We start from the raw sequence: 19400 nt of genomic DNA on the forward strand, positions 1-19400 counted from the left end.
TTGGAAGATCAATTAAAAGATTTTATTCATTATATGATTGTTGAAAAAGGTTTAGCGAAAAATACAGTTGTATCTTATGAACGCGATTTAAAAAGCTATGTGAAGTATTTGCAAAATGTAGAACAAACGAAGACGTTTCATGAAGTGACACGCTTGCATATTGTTAACTTTTTGCAGCATTTAAAAGAAAACGGGAAATCTTCAAAAACATTGGCGCGTCATATTGCATCGATTCGTTCGTTTCATCAATTTTTACTTCGTGAACGAGCGGTGGAGCATGACCCATCGGTACATATTGAAACGCCACAAGGGGAACGAAAATTACCAAAAGTATTATCAATCGACGAAGTGGAAGCATTGCTTCAAACACCGAAAACGGCAAGTGCTTTTGGGATTCGTGATAAGGCAATGTTAGAGTTGTTGTATGCAACAGGACTTCGTGTTTCAGAATTAATTGCATTAAATTTAGAAGATGTGCACTTAACGATGGGATTTGTTCGCTGTATCGGGAAAGGGAACAAAGAAAGAATTATTCCACTAGGAAGCTTAGCGACAGAAGCGATTCAAAAGTATATTGAAAAAGGAAGAAGAGAATTGATGGGTAAAAAAGCAGTAGATGCGCTCTTTTTAAACCATCATGGTAATCGATTATCGAGACAGGGATTTTGGAAAATTTTAAAACGGCTAGCGAAAGAAGCAAATATTGCAAAAGAGCTTACACCGCATACGTTGCGTCACTCTTTTGCTACGCATCTATTAGAAAATGGGGCAGACTTACGTGCTGTACAGGAAATGCTTGGACATGCAGATATTTCGACGACACAAATTTATACGCACGTTTCAAAAACTAGATTAAAAGATGTATATAAACAGTTTCATCCGAGAGCATAGTCACTATGCTCTTTTTTCATAGATTAAGAAGAGTGAACCATTTCACAGAAACTTCACAAACATTTCGTACATTGTTTTCAGCAGAAGACTAGAATATTACAATGTATTTCCTCTATACTAAGGAAAGTATGAAGGAGGAAATGAAGATGAAAAAACTTATTATTACATTATTTATCGCGATGCTAGCATTGGCTGGCTGTAATACAAACAAAGAAGAACCGAAAAAAGAAAAGAAACTTGAAGCTATAAAAGTAGCGGTTCAAACGAATCCGAAAGAAATTAAACCTGGTGAAAAAACAGAAGTACAAGCACTTGTTACACAAGGAAAAGAAAGAGTAACGGATGCTGATGACGTAAAGTTTGAGATTTGGAAAGATGGCGACGAGAAACACGAGATGTTAGATGGTAAGCATAAAGGAAAAGGTGTTTATGCAGTAGAGAAAACATTTGAAACTGATGGAGTATATCATATTATTCCTCATACAAATGCACGTGATATGCACACTATGCCAGAAGAAAAAGTTACTGTAGGGAATGCGAAAGTAGAAGATGCGAAAAAAGAAGAAGGCCATGGGGATCATAAAAGTGATACGATGATACATCTTATGGCTGGTGATATTAAAGCAAATGCTGAGTCAACAATGAAGGTTCATTTAAAACAAAAAGAAGAAGCGTTAACTGGTGCTGAAGTACAACTTGAGATTTGGAAAGACGGCGTTGAAAAACACGAATTTATTCCGGCGAAAGAAGGGAATAAAGGGGAGTATGAAAGTAAACATACTTTCAAAGAGAACGGTGCTTATAAAGTGAAAGTTCATGTAAGAAAAGGTGAACTACATGAACATAAAGAAGAAACAGTAGAAGTAAAATAAAAAGTAGCTCTTTAGAGCTGCTTTTTATTTTTATATTAGGAAATATGTTATAAAATGATTAGCACTTCTTTGCAGAATGGATTACAATAGAAGGGTAAAGAAAATGAGGAATTCTACGAAAATGTATTAAAAAGAAAGCGTAAACATGTTATGATATCAATATCAGATGTCTGACATCTGACTTAGAAAAACCTAGAAATGTTTTTTATTCGTTTGAAAGTAAAACGAAAAAGTTAGAGAATGATTTAAAGCAGTACTGTTTAATAATGAGGACGAAAGATAATTCCCATTGATAACAGTTTCACTTTATAGCGTTTTGAACATACTACAAGAAGTAGAACTGAACATATAGGAGGTTGCAGTTATGAATAAATATAAACGTATTTTCCTAGTCGTAATGGACTCTGTGGGAATCGGTGAAGCACCGGATGCTGAGCAGTTTGGTGATTTAGGTTCTGATACAATTGGTCATATCGCTGAACATATGAATGGATTACACATGCCAAACATGGTGAAATTAGGCCTTGGTAATATTCGTGAAATGAAAGGAATCTCTAAAGTAGAGAAACCGCTTGGATATTATACAAAAATGCAAGAGAAGTCTACAGGTAAAGATACAATGACAGGTCACTGGGAAATCATGGGCCTTTACATTGATACACCATTCCAAGTGTTTCCTGAAGGATTCCCGAAAGAATTACTTGATGAATTAGAAGAAAAGACAGGTCGTAAAATTATCGGTAATAAACCAGCTTCTGGAACAGAGGTACTTGTTGAGCTTGGTCAAGAACAAATGGAAACAGGTTCTTTAATTGTTTACACTTCTGCTGATAGTGTATTACAGATCGCAGCTCATGAAGAAGTAGTACCACTTGAAGAGCTATATAAAATTTGTAAAATCGCACGTGAATTAACATTAGATGAGAAGTATATGGTAGGGCGTGTTATTGCTCGTCCGTTCGTTGGAGAGCCAGGAAACTTCACACGTACACCAAATCGTCATGACTATGCGTTAAAACCATTTGGTCGCACAGTAATGAATGAACTTAAAGATAGCGATTATGATGTAATTGCTATTGGTAAAATTGCTGACATTTATGATGGAGAAGGTGTAACTGAATCACTTCGTACGAAATCAAATATGGATGGAATGGACAAGCTTGTAGATACATTAAATATGGACTTTACAGGTATTAGCTTCTTAAACTTAGTTGACTTTGATGCCTTATTTGGTCATCGTCGTGACCCACAAGGGTACGGAGAAGCATTGCAAGAATATGACGCACGTCTTCCAGAAGTATTCGAAAAACTAAAAGAAGATGATCTATTATTAATTACAGCAGACCATGGTAATGATCCAGTACATCCTGGTACTGATCATACACGTGAATATGTACCGTTATTAGCATATAGCCCAAGCATGAAAGAAGGCGGACAAGAGTTATCACTTCGTCAAACATTTGCTGATATTGGTGCAACTGTAGCAGAAAACTTTAATGTTAAAATGCCAGAACATGGAACAAGCTTCTTAAATGAGCTAAAGAAATAGGGGGATAAACAGATGAATCGTGAACTAATTACAAAATCAGCTTCATACTTAAAAGAGAAATTTCAAGAGACACCACAAGTAGGACTAATCCTTGGATCTGGACTAGGTGTATTAGCAGATGAAATCGAGAACGCAGTAACAGTACCATACAGTGAAATCCCTGAATTCCCGGTTTCAACTGTAGAAGGACATGCAGGTCAACTTGTATTCGGTACACTTCAAGGTGTAACAGTAGTAGCAATGCAAGGACGTTTCCATTTCTACGAAGGATACGATATGCAAAAAGTAACATTCCCAGTTCGTGTTATGAAAGAACTAGGTGTAGAAACAGTTGTTGTAACGAACGCAGCTGGTGGTGTAAATACATCATTTGAACCAGGTGATCTTATGTTAATTTCAGACCATATTAACTTCATGGGTACGAACCCATTAATCGGACCAAATGATTCTGAAATGGGTGTACGTTTCCCTGATATGTCTACATCATATACGCCAGAACTTCGCGAAATGGCGAAACAAGTTGCAGCAGATTTAAATATTAAAGTACAAGAAGGTGTATATGTTGGAATGACAGGTCCTGTATATGAAACACCTGCTGAAATTCGTATGCTTCGTACACTTGGCGGAGATGCAGTTGGTATGTCAACAGTACCAGAAGTAATTGTAGCTCGTCATGCAGGTATGAAAGTACTAGGTATTTCTTGTATTTCAAATATGGCAGCTGGTATTTTAGATCAACCACTTCACCACGATGAAGTAATTGAAACGACAGAACGTGTTAAAGCTAATTTCTTAGCATTAGTAAAAGCAATTGTAAAACAAATGAAGGGGTGACTTCACAATGAGAATGGTGGACCTAATTGCAAAAAAACGTGATGGACATGCATTAACGACAGAAGAAATTAACTTTATCGTTGAAGGATACACAAATGGTAGTATTCCAGATTATCAAATGAGTTCACTTGCAATGGCAATTTTCTTCCAAGATATGAATGATCAAGAACGTGCAGATTTAACGATGGCAATGGTAAATAGCGGTGATACAATTGACTTATCAGCCATTGAAGGTGTAAAAGTAGATAAGCATTCAACGGGTGGAGTTGGTGATACAACGACACTTGTATTAGGTCCATTAGTAGCTGCTTTAGGTGTACCAGTTGCGAAAATGTCTGGACGAGGTCTAGGACATACTGGTGGCACAATTGATAAATTAGAAGCAGTTCCAGGATTCCATGTGGAAATTGAAAATGATGAATTCATGCGTCTTGTAAATGAAAATAAAATTGCTGTTATCGGTCAAAGTGGAAACTTAACACCGGCTGATAAAAAATTGTATGCACTTCGTGATGTAACGGCAACAGTAAACTCAATTCCGCTTATTGCAAGCTCGATTATGAGTAAAAAAATTGCTGCTGGTGCAGATGCAATTGTTCTTGATGTAAAAACTGGAGCAGGCGCGTTTATGAAAACGGATGAAGATGCAAAGCGTTTAGCAGAAGCAATGGTACGCATCGGTAATAATGTTGGTCGTAATACGATGGCGGTTATTTCTGATATGAGTCAGCCGCTTGGTGAAGCAATTGGTAATGCATTAGAAGTACAAGAAGCAATTGATACATTACAAGGTAAGGGACCGAAAGATTTAGAAGAGTTATGTTTAACACTTGGAAGCCAGATGGTGTACCTTGCTGGACAAGCTTCATCTTTAGAAGATGCACGTGAAAAGTTAATTGAAGTAATGAACAATGGTAAAGCGCTAGAATCATTTAAAACGTTCTTATCCGCGCAAGGCGGCGATGCATCTGTTGTTGATGATCCTTCTAAATTGCCACAAGCACAATTTAAAATTGAAGTGGAAGCGAAAGAAGACGGTTACGTATCGGAAATCGTTGCAGATGAAATCGGAACAGCAGCAATGCTTTTAGGAGCAGGGCGTGCAACGAAAGAGTCTGAAATTGATTTAGCAGTTGGTCTAATGCTTCGCAAAAAAGTAGGCGATAGCGTGAAAAAAGGTGACTCTCTTGTTACAATTTACGCAAACCGCGAAAATGTTGAAGACGTAAAAGCGAAAATTTATGAGAACATGAAAATCGCTAAAGATCACGTAGATGCACCAACTTTAGTACACGGTATTGTAACGAAGTAATAAAGTGAAACTTTAATCAGTGGGGGCTTTATCCCCACTGATTATTAGCCTTCACCAATCGGGCATTTACGGGCAGCCCGACCCAGACCTAACTTCTTTGCTTTCGCTGAATTTTGAGGTAGGGGTCTTACTGCCCGCAAATAGCGGGATAAAAAAAGCTGAGGAGATTTCTCCTTGGCTTTTTTTACTATTTTTTGTTTATAATAGTAATGGGTGAAATTATGATTAGAATTTGTGCAATAACGAAAAAAAATGAAGTTTTATATGATGTTTCGCTAGAAGAAACGAAAAAAGAGAACATCATATGGTATTGGCTTGATTTATATAAGCCAACGAAAGAGGAGTATACATATATTTTACAAGATCACTTCAAGTTCCATCCCCTTGCAATTGAAGATTGTGTAGAGTATGTACAGAGACCAAAGGTAGATTTTTATGATGGATATAACTTTTTAGTTCTTCATGCATTCGGAGAAGACGGATTAGAACCGCATGAAATCGATTTATTTATTAGTGATCGATATATAGTCTCTTTCCATTTCTCTCATAACAATGCGATTGAAAGAGTATGGAAAACGCTCGGTGAAAAGAAACGTATTAAGAAGAGCCCTTTGCATGTAGCACATACAATTATTGACCAAATTGTAGATGATTATTTCGCACCTGTTTATTACATTGAAGACCATTTAAATGCAATTGATGATAATTTAACGGGTGAGACAGCAGGAAGTGTGCTAGAAGAAGTATTTGATATTCGTGCAGATTTATCTAAGCTAAGGCGTACGATTATTCCGATGCGTGATTTATTGTATCGTATATTAAATTCAACACGTTTTTACGGTATAAGCGATCATGAAATTTATTTTAAAGATATACATGATCATTTGCTTAAACTGACAGAGATGATTGAAGCGAGCCGTGAATTAACAGCAGATATTCGAGATAGTTACTTTTCGTTGAATTCCCACCATATGAACAATATTATGAAAACATTAACTGTTTTCTCAACTATTTTCATGCCGTTAACATTTATTGCAGGGGTATACGGCATGAACTTTGCACATATGCCAGAGCTTGGCGGGAAGTATAGTTATTTTATTTGCTTAATTTTAATGGCATTAATTGGCGGCGGAATGATGGCTTGGTTTTATAAAAAAGGTTGGTTTAAGTAAAAAAACACCGAGGATTTCCTCGGTGTTTTTTTCTTAGCCAATAGCGTGTAATACGAACATGGCTAAGAATAAGCATGTAATAATATACATGGACGGTGCGACTTCTTTACGCTTTCCAAGTGCAACTTTCAAGATAGGATAAGCAATAAATCCGAACGCAATGCCATCAGCGATACTATATGTGAGCGGGATCATAACGATAATTAAAAACGCTGGAAATCCTTCTGAAAAGTCGTTCAGAGGAATTTGTTGAATGCTTGTAATCATCAGACCGCCAATAATAATTAAGATTGGTGCAATGGCGCTGTCAGGAATTATTTTGACAAACGGAAGCGCAAACAGTGATGCGAAGAATAACAACCCTGTAACGATAGACGTCAGACCTGTCTTTCCGCCTGCAGTAATACCTGCGGCACTCTCTACTGTTGAAACGGTAGGGCTTGTGCCAAATAGACCACATGTCATTGCTGAAATTGCATTTGCTTGGTAAGCACGTGGGAATTTACGATCATCTTCTAATAAACCATGTAAAAGTCCCATGTTCTCAAAAATAAGCACCATGCTTAAGGAGAATGTTGCAATCCAAAATGGCAAGGAAGAAAGTTTCCCAAATGACATAGCTCCAAACACATCGCCATAATTAGCGAATGAAAACGAACTATTTCCCATTTGACTCGTATCAACAAGACCAAACAGCCATGCAATACCAGTTCCAATTGCAATCGTCCATAAAAAGCTTCCACGTACGTTACGCGCAAATAGTACAAGTGCGACAATAAGAGTAAGTAGTGTGGCAAGAACGACAGGACTACTTAATTTTCCCATTGCAACAGCAGTATTAGGATGCGAAACGACTAAACCACCTTTTTGCAAGCCGATGAAAGCTAAAAACAACCCGATACCGACAGTGATCGCTTCCTTTAATGACTTTGGAATCGATACCGAAAGCACGCGAGCAATCGGTGTAAAAGCAGCAATTGCAAAAATAATACCGGCGATAAAAACAGCTGCCAATGCTTCTTGCCAAGTTAAACCGAGCGTATGCACAGCAGTGTACGTGAAGAATGCATTTACACCCATACCAGGGACAAGAATAGCAGGTGCATTTGCCCAAAATGCCATGAGTAGACATCCGACAAATGAACTAAAAACAGTTGCCAAAATTCCTGCCTCAAGAGGAATGCCGGCATCTGATAAGATTGACGCATTTACAATCATAATATAAACAATTGTGAAAAATGACGTGACTCCAGCTAAAACTTCTTGTTTTGGTGATGTTTGGTGTAAGTCTAATTTAAATGTTCTTTCAAGTATTCCTTTCATGTTAAACCTTCTTTTTCATATCCCTCTCCCACCCGTGATATCTCTTATGTAAGAGCTCACCGTCCTTTATTATATCAGAACATCATGTTTTTACAACAACGAAAATGATAACGGTTACTTATAAATGAGTTTATTTATAAATACGTAAAAATTGCCCGGATAGATGAAATGATTTCTAGTTCTCCTGATTGAATGGGCGGAGCTGCTTGCGCATGCAAAGTAGCATATGATGCGATCTCCCGTGGTAATTGGGCAGATTCTTCAACGAGTGAGAGGGGAACAGGATTAATATTTAAATTGTAGGTACTCGCAATTGTACGAGCTTTGTCTACTGCTTGTTGCAGAGCTTGAATGAGAGCTTGCTCATAATATTTATTTGGATGAGATATTCGAAAACGTAAGCCTTTTGCTACGTTTGCCCCATTTGTAACGGCTATATCATATACTTCCCCTGCTTTTTGCACATTTAAAACGGTAATTTCATACAAATGCTCCACACGGTAGCCTTGTAGTAATGCTTTATCATTTACATATTCGTATTGAGGAGTAATTGTATAAGAAATGGTTTCTATATCTTTATCGGCAATACCTAGCTGTTTGAGTGCATCAAGCAATTGTTTCGATTGCACTGCATTTTCTTCTTGCGCCTGTTTTACATTTTTACTATCTGTTCGAATGCCCAGTGTTAATATGACAACATTTGGTTTTGCCTTTATAATGCCTTCTCCTTGTACAGTAATAGTAGCTTCTTTACCAGTATTTGTCGTACGGATATTATGTAAATACGGATTCATTCCACTTTGCATTTATGCTCACCATCCTTTTTTATATGTATATGTGTGAACAAAAAAGAAAATCTTATGAAAAAAGTTACATAAATGAGAATGTTGAGGGAAGAAAGCATATACAATATAGGTATTTATAGATTATAATATGTGTAAATATGATAAAAAAGGGACGAGGCTAGTGAACGAAAATAGAGAAACACTGATTTTAGATTTATCTGCATCATTTCGAAAGATGATACGTTTATTACAAAATGATATTAATACACGTTTTTCAGAGCATATGCCATATAATGAATTCTCTGTATTACGTGCGTTATTTTTAAAAAGTCCACAGATGGCTTCGCAAATTGCGAGTGAAGTAAACGTAACCTCCAGTCATATTACAGCTGTAACAGATCGTCTCGTGCGAAAAGGGTTTGTTGAAAGAAAACGTTCAAATTCGGACCGTCGTATCGTATACTTAGAAATTACTGAAAACGGACGAGAAGTAACTGAAAAGCTTGAAGCTGTGCGTAAAGAATATTATAAAGAGAAATTTAAAGGTTGGAGCGACCAAGAGATAGAAATGGTTTTAGAACTATTTGGCCGCGTATTATAATAAATGAGGATAGGAAGCGAGAGCTTTCCTATCCTTTTTCTTTTGAATAAAAATATTTTGAAACTCCGATACTTTAATTAAACAGATTGGAGGAAAGATTATGAAATATATTGCTGCACTTACCATTTTACTTGGAAGTTTTTTCTGCTTTCATACATTCATGTACGCTGATACCCCTATCCAAGTGGTGCAAAAAGAAGTGAAGTACATTGAAAACGATAATACTGTCCTGTATTCGAAATTATGGGTTCGTTCTATGCAAAACGCAGTATTATTTCATCATAGTGATAATGTTCGTAATCAGGACACTTTGCGTAATGTAACAAGTTCATCGCTCGTTAAAGCGAAGCAATTACCATTTAAGAAAGCATCAATGTACATTCCAAGATTATCGCAATACGTATCAAAAGCAGGGAAAGAAAATATTCAAGTGCACTACATTGCGGTGCACTATAATGTGAAAAAAGAAAATGCTTATCAATTAAATGGTATGAACTATTTTCTGCAAGTATTTGTGAAAGAGCGCGGCGAATGGAAAATTGCTGAAAGTGTAGTCGCGCCGACAGAGCAAATTGTGAAAAACGGTGATGGATTTGGGATGAAAGAAGAGAGGGTGTATGGGGATAGGAGAGAGAATGTGAAATAACCTCCTTTTGAAGGAGGTTATTTTATTTAAAATTCCAAGAGACTTTCCATTTTAATATTTTAGGTAGGAAGAAATACATAATGAAACTAGTCACTAAAAATCCGATGTAAAAGCTGGACAATGACTGCGCACGACTCAGCATTAAACCTCCAACGATTCCACCAAAGAAAATCGCACAACCCATAACTACTTTTTGTAGTTTCGGATATAATAAGTAGTTACCATTTCGCTCATTGACTGAACGGGCATATAAATATATACCGAGTGGTAATAAAATAATGATATGTGCGATAGGTCCAATCAATGTTTTTGCCGGTGGAATCTTTGTAAAGTTTGGTTCGTTATGACGTACTCCATTTTGATCGGTATAAGCGCTTTGTGGATCATAATTAAAGTTAATAGTAAAATCTTCTGCTGGACTAGAAATACGTATGCTTTTCATCACATCATGTATAAGGCCAGTGTCCTCATGAAATTCAGTGTTTGAGTGAACAGCGATGACTCCTGAGATAAGTGATGGAAGTAAAGCAGGGAAGATTAATATAACTGCAGTGAGAAATCCTTGCGATATAATATTCCCTGCAATTGTACCTACACATAAGGTAAGTGTATAAATAGTGATTAATACAATTAACATGTATATAAAATAACTATGAAAAGGGGAAAATACTTGATATTTATTATGAAAAGTTACCTTTTTCATAATAGCAAATAGCCCCCAGTTTAAAATGACAACAGCGGCAATATTACAGACTCCAAACAACCACTTTGTTATATAGAGGTGTGAACGTTTAAATGGCATAGACCATAACAAGTCGCTAGCGTTATTTTGTCTTTCCCATCCAATTAACGTACAAGCTAGGACGATCAGTACGCTACCTAACAGCATGACAGGATCTAGAAGTGTTAAATCAAAGTGGTAATGATATACATAGTTCCACTTTTTAATGTCATTTAGAAATTGTTGCTCTTGAATAGAAGTCATGTAGTATTTATATGAAAAAGTATAGAAGCTGACGAGCCAAAATAACCATACAACATATTTACTTTGTTGATACGTTCTTAGCCACAGTGCTTTTTGAAACATAGGATCTCTCCTTTAAAAAACTTTATAATTTGTTAGGCGTGATAATATAACATAAGTAATGATTCCAGTTAGAAACAAACCGATATAGTAGCTAGGTAAGAAATTAAAATTGTTTATTTTATAGCCGCCTAGTAATGCAAAGTAAATGGTTGTCCCCCATATCCATATTTTTAAATGCTTTTGGAAAATAAATATCTTTTGACCGTTTTCATTTGGCGATCGTGTATATAAATATGTCCCAAGTAGTAAATAAAATATCGTATAGAAAATAGGGACTAACATTGACTTGGCTGAATAATATATATGAGATGCTGGATCTCTTAAAGCAGTTGGATTGTTCTCGATCTTACGGGATTCCGGATCATAGTAATAATTGATAGAAAAGTGATTAATTGGTGCAACTATATTTGTTTTTTGATTGATTTCATAAAGTTGTCGATATAAGTTTTCATTTTTAATATCTGCAGCGTACAAATGGTTTGTTGTAAAAGTGTATAGTAATGTAATAAATGTAACCCCTGCTAGTAACCACGGAATACAAAAAACAATCTGTGAAACAACACTGCCAGTAAAAGTACCGATGCATAGTGCAGCTGTATAGACTGCGATATAAGAAACAATTGCATAAAGAAAGTATCGGTGAAATGGACTAAATGATTGATAATCAAAATGAATAGTTGTTCTATAAATAACATACATAAGAATCCAATTTACAAGTAACGAGATCACAATACAAAAGGAACCGAAAGTCCATTTAGATAAGAAAACATCTTTTCTTTTAAATGGCATTGTCATAAGTAGTGTATTAGATTGGTTGCTACGTTCCCATCCTATTAATAAGCAGGCTAAAGCAATGATAAGAATAGTTAACCAAAAACTATTACTTTCTCCTGAAGAAAAGGTATAAAAATAATAATAATGTTTCCCTTTTTCTTGTAATTCGTAATACACATCAAGTTGTCTCTGAGCACTTCTATAGTAGCCAAAAGGTAACAAGTAAAGCGAACTAAAGAAGAATAGTAACACAGCATATTTCCCGCGTTTCCAATTCCACATCCACAACGCCTTATGAAACATACCCATCCTCCTCCAGTGTCGTAACGAAGACATCTTCAAGTGACATTGTTAATTCTTCAATGAGTATAGGTTGTTCTTTATAAAACTTCTCCAGTGTTGTAGCTACATTTCCCTCAATTAAGATTGTAAATACTTTTCCTGTTTGATTTAATATTTTAATATTGCTTAAGTTTTCTAGTTTTTGAGGTAATGACCGTTCGTAAGCTACTTGTATTTTTGCAAATCGTGATTTTGCATCATCAAGTGATGTAATAGATGCCACGGTATGACCTTTTAATATAATAATTGTATCTGCAATTTGTTCCACTTCATCTAAATGGTGAGTTGAGATGAAAATGGTAATCTCCTTATCTGCAACTTCTCCAACGAGAAATTGGAGGATCTGCCGTTTAACGATAGGATCGAGTCCGTTTGTCGGTTCATCTAAAATGATATATTCTGCTTTTGTAGAAACGGCTAAAATGATGGCAAGCAGTGCTTTCATTCCTTTTGAATAGCTACGAATTCGTTTGTTTGGTAAATTAAAACGTTCTAACAGTTCATAGAAATACGCTTCATCAAATGCGGTATAAACTTCTTTATAAAACTTTACAATTTCTTTTACCGTATATCCGTTCAGTATGTTAGTAGAATCAGGGACATATACAATTTTTTGCTTTATTTCAGGACACCGATGAATGTTTGTATCTTCATATGTAACAGTCCCGGCATCAGGGTCTAAAATACCGACCATCGTTCGTAATAAAGTTGTTTTCCCCGCACCGTTTCTTCCGAGTAATCCGATGATACTTCCTCTTTGTAATGTGAAAGAAACATCATCTAAAATCGTTTGATTATCAATTTTTTTCTTCAAGCTTGTCACTTTCAGCATCCGCATTTCCTCCAATCTCTTTGTAGTATGAATCTATCCAATCATGAATTTTATCTTTCGTAACACCAAGATAAGAGGCTTCTAATAGTAATTGATGAAATTGCTTTTCAACCATAGCGATTTTCCTTTCGTCTAATGTTGGGGTAATCGATTGGGATACAAATGTTCCTTTTCCTCGTAATGTTTCAATAATCCCTTGTCGCTCTAACTCTTGGTAGGCTTTACTCACTGTGTTTGGATTTATAACGAGTAAAGAAGCGAGTTCGCGTACAGAAGGTAGTTTGTCACTTGGAGCTAACATGTTCTTCAATACGAGTTCTTTTATATTTTGAACAATTTGTTCCCATATCGGAGTGTTGCTTCTTGGATCAAGTTGAATATGCAAGAGCAATGTCTCCTTTCTGGCGTGTATTAAGTGTACTACTGTGTGTAATACACTTAATACAATATAGGTGATGAATGTATTTGTCAACTGAAAATATTAGAAAAATATGGTATTAAAAAATAATAAATTGGAAAAAATAGGTCTGATATAGAATGGAGGGTTAGTCATGAAGCGAGTTTTTGGAATACTTGTTTGTTTCATGTTATTGCTTTCTGGTACTTCAGTTAGTTTCGCACAATCTGAGAAGACGAAGCAGGAGAAAACAGAAGAAACAGCGCCGAAGTTAGCGGAACAAGCGTCGTCAGCAATCGTAATTGAGCAAGATACAGGTAAAGTTTTATTTGATAAAAATCCGAATGAAAAGTTGCCACCAGCTAGTATGACAAAGATTATGACAATGCTATTAATTATGGAACAAGTTGAAAAAGGAAAACTAAAACTGACCGATAAAGTTAGAGCGAGTGAACACGCAGCTTCAATGGGTGGATCACAAATCTTTTTAGAACCTGGGGAAGAGATGACCGTAAATGAAATGCTAAAGGGCATTGCCATTGCATCTGGAAATGATGCATCTGTTGCAGTAGCCGAGCATATCGCTGGTTCGGAAGAAGGATTCGTAAATATGATGAACAAAAAAGCGAAAGATCTAGGACTGAAAAATACCCATTTTCAAAATCCAACAGGTCTCCCGGCCAAAGATCATTATTCCACAGCGAATGATATGGCTATTATGGCGAAAGAGTTGATGAAGTATCCACTTATTCGAAAATACACAGGTAAATATGAAGACTATTTACGTGAAAATACGGATAAGAAGTTTTGGCTTGTTAATACGAATAAGCTAGTACGTTTTTATCCTGGAGTAGATGGAGTGAAAACAGGCTTTACGACAGAAGCAAAATATTGTTTAACGGCATCGGCTGAGAAAAATGGTATGCGTGTTATTTCAGTTGTAATGGGAGCACCTACATCAAAAGAGCGCAACAATCAAGTAACGAAGCTTCTTGATTATGCATTTGGACAATACATGACAAAGAAATTATATACACGTGGTGAGAAAATTAAGACTGTACAAGTAGGGAAAGGTAAGGAAGAAAAAGTAGATTTAGTTGCGTCAGACAATGTGTCTCTTCTTATGAAGAAGGGCGAAAATATGGACAAAGTTAAACAAGAAGTGATTGCTGAAAAGAAAGTGAAGGCACCGATTAAAAAAGGTGATGCACTTGGCACACTTGTTATTAAAAGAGATAAAGATGTTTTATTAAAACAAACAATTGTAGCGAAAGAAGATGTTGAGGCAGCGAGCTGGTGGGAGTTATTTAAAAGAAGTTTTGGGATGTTTTCAACATCAAAATAGCGGCGGGAATTTTGATGTTTTTCTGTTCGTATTTACTGAAATAATTGCTGAAAGGTTTCACTTTATGACGAAATAGTTCTTCTTTTGTCAGTAGGAAGGATTCTGATTTTATATCACGAAAATCTTATGTTAATGAGTAAAGTTTGAGCATAAGGAGGAAATCGTGTGAGTCTTTCCATGCATTTAGAAGTAAAACGTGACGTCTTATGTGTGAGGCTAGAGGGCGAGTTAGATCATCATACTGCTGAAGAGTTGCGAACGAAAGTCACAGATATGATTGAGACACATGGTGTTCATCATATTGTTTTGAGCCTAGAGAACTTAACATTTATGGATAGTTCTGGTTTAGGCGTTATATTAGGCCGATATAAACATGTAAAGGGATTAGGTGGAGAGATGGTTGTCTGTGCAATTTCACCGCCCGTTAAACGTTTATTTGAAATGTCAGGTCTATTCAAAATTGTTCGTTTAGAAGAAAGTGAAGCGCATGCGCTCGCGACGTTGGGGGTGGCGTAGATGAGAAATGAAATGAACCTTCAATTTTCAGCGTTAAGTCAGAATGAATCATTCGCTCGTGTTACGGTAGCTGCTTTTATTGCGCAATTAGACCCGACGATGGAAGAACTAACAGAGATTAAAACAGTTGTGTCAGAAGCGGTTACAAATGCAATTATTCATGGGTATGAAGGAAATGCAGAAGGTGTTGTTTATATTTCAGTGATTTTGGAAGAAGCGATGGTGAAACTCACGATTCGAGATGAAGGGATTGGTATCTTTAACTTAGATGAAGCAAGACAACCCCTTTTTACAACTAAACCTGAATTAGAGCGTTCCGGAATGGGATTTACTATCATGGAAAATTTTATGGATGAAGTAGAAGTTATTTCAAACGAATCTTTCGGGACAACAATCCATTTGACAAAATACTTATCAAATAGTAACGCTCTATGCAATTAAGGAGAATAGCCAATGGACATAGAGGTCAGAAATGAGAAGAAGAAACCTCAGTTAAAGGACCACGAGCTAAAAGCGTTAATTCAAAAAAGTCAAGATGGAGATCAACAAGCGAGAGATACAATCGTTCAAAGTAATATGCGTCTCGTATGGTCGGTTGTACAGCGATTTCTTAATCGAGGATACGAACCAGACGATTTATTTCAAATTGGATGTATTGGACTCTTAAAATCGGTAGATAAATTTGATTTATCTTTCGACGTGAAATTTTCAACATATGCAGTTCCAATGATTATCGGTGAAATACAACGATTTTTACGTGACGATGGATCAGTGAAAGTAAGTAGATCTTTAAAAGAAACAGGAAACAAAGTCCGAAAGATGAGAGACGAGCTTTCGAAAGAATTTGGAAGGGCTCCAACGATTAATGAGGTAGCACAGGCTCTTGAACTAACGCCGGAGGAAGTTGTTCTGGCGCAAGAAGCGAGTCGTCCTCCTTCGTCGATACATGAAACTGTGTATGAAAACGATGGAGATCCAATTACTATTTTAGATCAAATTGCAGATCAATCGGAAACGAAATGGTTTGATAAAATTGCTTTAAAAGAAGCAATTAGAGAATTGGATGAACGAGAAAGGCTAATTGTGTATTTGCGCTATTATAAAGACCAAACCCAATCAGAAGTAGCGGAGCGCATAGGCATTTCGCAAGTACAAGTTTCAAGACTTGAAAAGAAAATATTAAAGCAGATGAAAGATCGAATAGATGAATAGCTATCTATTCGATTTTTTTTATTGTCACGAAAAGGAGAAGATTCCAACTATCGATAAAAAATTAACAGAATTTATTGATAATTTAGTTAATTTAAACTATAATCCAAGTATGAACTTGTCACAAAGGGGGAAGGAAACATGGAAACGAGGCAACAATGGGGAACTAGGGCTGGATTTATTTTTGCAGCAATCGGTTCCGCTGTTGGACTAGGGAATATATGGCGTTTTCCTTATACAGCGTATGAAAACGGGGGAGGCGCATTCTTTTTACCGTACTTATTTGCATTATTAACGACTGGTATTTCATTGTTAGCTTTCGAGTTTGCTCTTGGGCATCGTCATCGTGGTTCGGCGCCACTTACATTCTTCCGTATTCATCGACGTGCTGAATTTATTGGATGGTGGCAAATGTGTGTGACATTTATTGTTTCAACATATTACGCTGTAATCATTGCTTGGTCTATTTCGTATACGTACTTTGCAATTACTGGAGCATGGGGGAAAGACACGCAATCATTTTTATTTAAAGAATATTTACATGTTGCAGATAAGCCAGGACAATTCGGGGGGCTCGTACCAGAAGTATTAATTCCGTTAGCTCTCGTTTGGATTATTGTGCTTGGTGTTGCGTTTAAAGGAGTTAAAAAAGGAATCGAAGTTGTTAACCGCATTTTTATTCCTTTACTAGTTGTTATGTTCCTTATTATCGTTGTTCGTGCAGTGACGATGGAAGGTGCGATGCAGGGGCTAGATGCATTCTTTAAACCAGATTGGAGTCGTATTTTTGATGGGAAAGTATGGCTTGCTGCTTACGGTCAAATTTTCTTTAGTTTATCTTTAGCATTCGGAATTATGATTACGTATTCTAGTTATTTACCGAAAAACTCAGATACAACAAATAATGCTTTTATTACAGGATTTGCAAATTCAGGATTTGAATTATTGGCAGGTATTGGTGTCTTTGCAGCTCTTGGATTTATGGCGAATAACATGGGGGTACCGGTTGATAAAGTAGCTAGTGCTGGTGTAGGACTTGCATTTGTAGTATTCCCGCAAATTATTAATGAGTTACCGATGTCGCCGTTATTTGGTGTATTATTCTTCTTATCTCTAACTGTTGCTGGAATTACATCACTCATTTCACTTGCAGAAGTATGCTTTGCCGCTGTTTCTGAAAAATTCAGTTTGAGTCGTCAAAAGACGATTGGAATTATGGGAACGCTATTAGTATTAGTTTCTCTTGTTTTTGCAACACGTGGTGGACTTATGTTCCTAGATGTTGTTGATTACTTCGCTAACAATTTTGGATTGATTACAATTGCACTCGTGGAAGTAGTTACAATAGGACTAATCTTGCGCCGTTTACCAGTTTATCAAAATCATGCAAACTTTGTATCTGATATAAAGTTAGGAACGTTTTGGAGAGTGAGTTTACTCGTTATTACTCCACTTATGTTAGGGTATATGTTAATTGATGGTACAATCCAAAACATTAAAAAGAACTACGGAGGTTATCCAACAGAGTTTGTTGTAACGTATGGTTGGTCGATAGCGGCAGCGTTTCTTATAGTTGCACTAGTCATTAGTCTGAAGAAATGGAATGCACAAATACATTCAGACTCTGTCCAGCTTGAAAAAGAATGGAAGGACCGAGGTGTTTCATGATGAGTGGATCAGCGATTATGATGATGGTTATAGGTATGGTAGTCATTTGGGGAGGACTTGCATTAAGTATTGCAAATTTATTTAAGAAAAAGGCATAAGCTAAAAACATCTGTACCGAAATGGTACAGATGTTTTTTTTATGAAAAAATTGTATTAGAAAAAATTCCAATAACCATACTACAACTACGAGGAAGAGTGAAGGGGTGAATGAAAATTGGAACAAACGATTTATATTAAAATGCGCAATCGCTTAAAAGTGTCTCCTACGTATGAAGTAAAGCTGAGCGATGTTGCTCAACTTGCCGGAGATTCTTTTGTAGTTGAGTTGTTACAAAATGAAATAGTCTACAAAATAACAGCGCATGATAAAACACATGTTGTAATTGATGTTATGAAAGTGATTGAGATTATTAGGCAAAAAGCGGCTCACATACAAATTAATTTACTTGGTTCTGGACAAACTCTTGTTGAAATTATATACGAAAAAAAGAAAGTGCATCCGGTTTTCTTCGGACTTGTATGGTTGTTACTTTTCATTGGAGCGGCCCTTGCAATCATTTATTTCCATGAAGATGTAAGTATGCAACAAGTACACCAACGGTTATATTACATGATTACTGGAGAATTTAAGGCGCAACCACTTTTATTTCAAATTCCTTATTCATTAGGTCTTGGATTAGGTATGGTCTTATTTTTTAATCATGTATTTCAAAAGAGAATTAATGAAGAGCCGAGCCCGTTAGAAGTTGAGATGTTTCAATATCAGCAGTCGCTTGATCAATATGTAATTGTTCATGAAAACAAGGATAATATGAAACAGATTGCTGATGATTGAGTGTGCATTTGTTGTATTAATTGGCTTAGCTGGAGGGATTGCAGTAGGTAGCGGATATGTCGCGTTTTTAGCTGTACTTGGTATAATCCCTCGTTTAGCTCAATTAACGAGAAGTGGAAAGCATATTCAATACTTTGAGTGGGCGGTCATTGCAGGTACTTTAACAGGGGCTTGGTGTAGTTTGAAAAATATTACATTTCAAACGTCACAATATTGGCTTGTTATATTAGGGATATTTTGTGGCACATTCATTGGAATGCTCGCTGCGGCGTTAACGGAAGTGTTAAACGTTTTACCTATTTTAGCGAAACGAGTAAGGGTAGAGGAGAAAATTATTGTTTTACTCGTTGCTCTTGTACTTGGGAAAGTAATAGGCTCGTTGTTTCACTGGATTTATTTCGTAAAGTAGG

General features: G+C 36.3%; 22 protein-coding genes. 16 read left to right on the forward strand and 6 right to left on the reverse strand.

The features are described 5' to 3' along the window. The 6 genes from xerD to corA all read left to right on the forward strand — a co-directional run bounded on the left by xerD (position 1) and on the right by corA (position 6630). Positions 1-891, forward strand: a complete 891-nt coding sequence (xerD, locus tag MR155_RS02245; protein WP_002067028.1) for a site-specific tyrosine recombinase XerD — start codon at positions 1-3, stop codon at positions 889-891. Positions 892-1037: 146 nt separating this feature from the next. Next, on the forward strand, positions 1038-1763 hold the full coding sequence (locus tag MR155_RS02250; protein WP_061674471.1) for a FixH family protein: 726 nt from the start codon (positions 1038-1040) through the stop codon (positions 1761-1763). Between the two features lie 364 nt (positions 1764-2127). Then, positions 2128-3312 carry a phosphopentomutase gene (deoB, locus tag MR155_RS02255; protein WP_002014935.1) on the forward strand — a complete coding sequence of 395 codons (1185 nt, stop codon included), beginning with the start codon at positions 2128-2130 and terminating at the stop codon, positions 3310-3312. Positions 3313-3324: 12 nt separating this feature from the next. Then, entirely contained in the window at positions 3325-4146 is an 822-nt protein-coding gene (locus tag MR155_RS02260) for a purine-nucleoside phosphorylase (RefSeq protein ID WP_001078443.1), read from the forward strand. A gap of 7 nt (positions 4147-4153) precedes the next feature. Further along, positions 4154-5458, forward strand: a complete 1305-nt coding sequence (locus tag MR155_RS02265) for a pyrimidine-nucleoside phosphorylase (protein ID WP_002067030.1) — start codon at positions 4154-4156, stop codon at positions 5456-5458. 209 nt (positions 5459-5667) lie between these two features. Next, positions 5668-6630, forward strand: coding sequence for a magnesium/cobalt transporter CorA (gene corA / locus MR155_RS02270; RefSeq protein WP_002067031.1), 963 nt, complete (start codon positions 5668-5670; stop codon positions 6628-6630). 33 nt (positions 6631-6663) lie between these two features. Here corA and MR155_RS02275 read toward each other — a convergent pair whose 3' ends face one another. Then, positions 6664-7953 carry an NCS2 family permease gene (locus MR155_RS02275; RefSeq protein ID WP_002033892.1) on the reverse strand — a complete coding sequence of 430 codons (1290 nt, stop codon included), beginning with the start codon at positions 7951-7953 and terminating at the stop codon, positions 6664-6666. Between the two features lie 134 nt (positions 7954-8087). Continuing rightward, the gene (locus MR155_RS02280) at positions 8088-8759 is read right to left on the reverse strand and encodes an SIMPL domain-containing protein (RefSeq protein WP_002138209.1); all 672 of its coding nucleotides are present in this window, start codon (positions 8757-8759) and stop codon (positions 8088-8090) included. Positions 8760-8919: 160 nt separating this feature from the next. Here MR155_RS02280 and MR155_RS02285 point away from each other — a divergent pair, with 160 nt between their 5' ends. Both MR155_RS02285 and MR155_RS02290 read left to right on the forward strand, forming a co-directional pair. After that, positions 8920-9339: a MarR family winged helix-turn-helix transcriptional regulator gene (locus tag MR155_RS02285; RefSeq protein WP_002088468.1), complete on the forward strand. Its 420-nt coding sequence runs from the start codon at positions 8920-8922 to the stop codon at positions 9337-9339. Positions 9340-9439: 100 nt separating this feature from the next. Beyond that, positions 9440-9985, forward strand: a complete 546-nt coding sequence (locus MR155_RS02290) for a hypothetical protein (protein ID WP_193662394.1) — start codon at positions 9440-9442, stop codon at positions 9983-9985. 22 nt (positions 9986-10007) lie between these two features. Here MR155_RS02290 and MR155_RS02295 read toward each other — a convergent pair whose 3' ends face one another. The 4 genes from MR155_RS02295 to MR155_RS02310 are packed head-to-tail and all read right to left on the reverse strand — an operon-like array spanning position 10008 to position 13405. Beyond that, a complete protein-coding gene (locus MR155_RS02295) occupies positions 10008-11072 on the reverse strand; it encodes an ABC-2 transporter permease (RefSeq protein WP_098635976.1) in 1065 nt (354 codons plus the stop codon). Positions 11073-11084: 12 nt separating this feature from the next. Further along, positions 11085-12149, reverse strand: a complete 1065-nt coding sequence (locus MR155_RS02300; RefSeq protein WP_098635977.1) for an ABC transporter permease subunit — start codon at positions 12147-12149, stop codon at positions 11085-11087. Then, positions 12139-13020, reverse strand: a complete 882-nt coding sequence (locus MR155_RS02305; protein WP_242307771.1) for an ABC transporter ATP-binding protein — start codon at positions 13018-13020, stop codon at positions 12139-12141. The genes MR155_RS02300 and MR155_RS02305 overlap by 11 nt, the downstream gene beginning before the upstream one ends. Continuing rightward, entirely contained in the window at positions 12986-13405 is a 420-nt protein-coding gene (locus tag MR155_RS02310) for a GntR family transcriptional regulator (RefSeq protein ID WP_242307774.1), read from the reverse strand. The genes MR155_RS02305 and MR155_RS02310 overlap by 35 nt, the downstream gene beginning before the upstream one ends. Before the next feature lie 166 nt (positions 13406-13571). Between MR155_RS02310 and dacF the strand changes: the two genes are divergently transcribed. From dacF to spoVAB, 8 genes are all read left to right on the forward strand, one after another. After that, positions 13572-14762 (forward strand): serine-type D-Ala-D-Ala carboxypeptidase DacF, encoded by a 1191-nt coding sequence (gene dacF, locus MR155_RS02315; RefSeq protein ID WP_002111620.1) that lies wholly within the window; start codon positions 13572-13574, stop codon positions 14760-14762. Positions 14763-14927: 165 nt separating this feature from the next. Next, positions 14928-15278 (forward strand): anti-sigma F factor antagonist, encoded by a 351-nt coding sequence (gene spoIIAA / locus MR155_RS02320; protein ID WP_002088460.1) that lies wholly within the window; start codon positions 14928-14930, stop codon positions 15276-15278. Beyond that, positions 15279-15719: an anti-sigma F factor gene (gene spoIIAB / locus MR155_RS02325; protein ID WP_001243400.1), complete on the forward strand. Its 441-nt coding sequence runs from the start codon at positions 15279-15281 to the stop codon at positions 15717-15719. Between the two features lie 12 nt (positions 15720-15731). Further along, entirely contained in the window at positions 15732-16490 is a 759-nt protein-coding gene (gene sigF / locus MR155_RS02330) for an RNA polymerase sporulation sigma factor SigF (protein WP_002088458.1), read from the forward strand. 138 nt (positions 16491-16628) lie between these two features. Beyond that, a complete protein-coding gene (locus tag MR155_RS02335) occupies positions 16629-18155 on the forward strand; it encodes a sodium-dependent transporter (protein WP_002014921.1) in 1527 nt (508 codons plus the stop codon). Then, on the forward strand, positions 18155-18253 hold the full coding sequence (locus MR155_RS02340; RefSeq protein WP_000016829.1) for a methionine/alanine import family NSS transporter small subunit: 99 nt from the start codon (positions 18155-18157) through the stop codon (positions 18251-18253). Before MR155_RS02335 ends, MR155_RS02340 begins: the two co-directional genes overlap by 1 nt. A gap of 116 nt (positions 18254-18369) precedes the next feature. Next, entirely contained in the window at positions 18370-18990 is a 621-nt protein-coding gene (locus MR155_RS02345; RefSeq protein WP_219303474.1) for a stage V sporulation protein AA, read from the forward strand. Then, positions 18983-19399, forward strand: a complete 417-nt coding sequence (gene spoVAB / locus MR155_RS02350; protein WP_016092269.1) for a stage V sporulation protein SpoVAB — start codon at positions 18983-18985, stop codon at positions 19397-19399. Before MR155_RS02345 ends, spoVAB begins: the two co-directional genes overlap by 8 nt. Position 19400: the final 1 nt, after the last annotated feature.

Source organism: Bacillus cereus group sp. BfR-BA-01331 (genome assembly GCF_022663915.1).
GTDB lineage: Bacteria > Bacillota > Bacilli > Bacillales > Bacillaceae_G > Bacillus_A > Bacillus_A mycoides.

What these genes read in the sequence shown, in the direction of transcription:
- spoVAB (WP_016092269.1), top strand. Translation starts at nt 18,983, where the DNA reads ATGATTGAGTGTGCATTTGTTGTATTAATTGGCTTAGCTGGAGGGATT.
- sigF (WP_002088458.1), top strand. Translation starts at nt 15,732, where the DNA reads ATGGACATAGAGGTCAGAAATGAGAAGAAGAAACCTCAGTTAAAGGAC.
- MR155_RS02265 (WP_002067030.1), top strand. Translation starts at nt 4,154, where the DNA reads ATGAGAATGGTGGACCTAATTGCAAAAAAACGTGATGGACATGCATTA.
- MR155_RS02280 (WP_002138209.1), bottom strand. Translation starts at nt 8,759, where the DNA reads ATGCAAAGTGGAATGAATCCGTATTTACATAATATCCGTACGACAAAT.
- MR155_RS02335 (WP_002014921.1), top strand. Translation starts at nt 16,629, where the DNA reads ATGGAAACGAGGCAACAATGGGGAACTAGGGCTGGATTTATTTTTGCA.
- MR155_RS02340 (WP_000016829.1), top strand. Translation starts at nt 18,155, where the DNA reads ATGAGTGGATCAGCGATTATGATGATGGTTATAGGTATGGTAGTCATT.
- MR155_RS02260 (WP_001078443.1), top strand. Translation starts at nt 3,325, where the DNA reads ATGAATCGTGAACTAATTACAAAATCAGCTTCATACTTAAAAGAGAAA.
- MR155_RS02290 (WP_193662394.1), top strand. Translation starts at nt 9,440, where the DNA reads ATGAAATATATTGCTGCACTTACCATTTTACTTGGAAGTTTTTTCTGC.
- deoB (WP_002014935.1), top strand. Translation starts at nt 2,128, where the DNA reads ATGAATAAATATAAACGTATTTTCCTAGTCGTAATGGACTCTGTGGGA.
- dacF (WP_002111620.1), top strand. Translation starts at nt 13,572, where the DNA reads ATGAAGCGAGTTTTTGGAATACTTGTTTGTTTCATGTTATTGCTTTCT.
- MR155_RS02250 (WP_061674471.1), top strand. Translation starts at nt 1,038, where the DNA reads ATGAAAAAACTTATTATTACATTATTTATCGCGATGCTAGCATTGGCT.
- MR155_RS02295 (WP_098635976.1), bottom strand. Translation starts at nt 11,072, where the DNA reads ATGTTTCAAAAAGCACTGTGGCTAAGAACGTATCAACAAAGTAAATAT.
- MR155_RS02275 (WP_002033892.1), bottom strand. Translation starts at nt 7,953, where the DNA reads ATGAAAGGAATACTTGAAAGAACATTTAAATTAGACTTACACCAAACA.
- MR155_RS02300 (WP_098635977.1), bottom strand. Translation starts at nt 12,149, where the DNA reads ATGTTTCATAAGGCGTTGTGGATGTGGAATTGGAAACGCGGGAAATAT.
- MR155_RS02305 (WP_242307771.1), bottom strand. Translation starts at nt 13,020, where the DNA reads ATGCTGAAAGTGACAAGCTTGAAGAAAAAAATTGATAATCAAACGATT.
- spoIIAB (WP_001243400.1), top strand. Translation starts at nt 15,279, where the DNA reads ATGAGAAATGAAATGAACCTTCAATTTTCAGCGTTAAGTCAGAATGAA.
- corA (WP_002067031.1), top strand. Translation starts at nt 5,668, where the DNA reads ATGGGTGAAATTATGATTAGAATTTGTGCAATAACGAAAAAAAATGAA.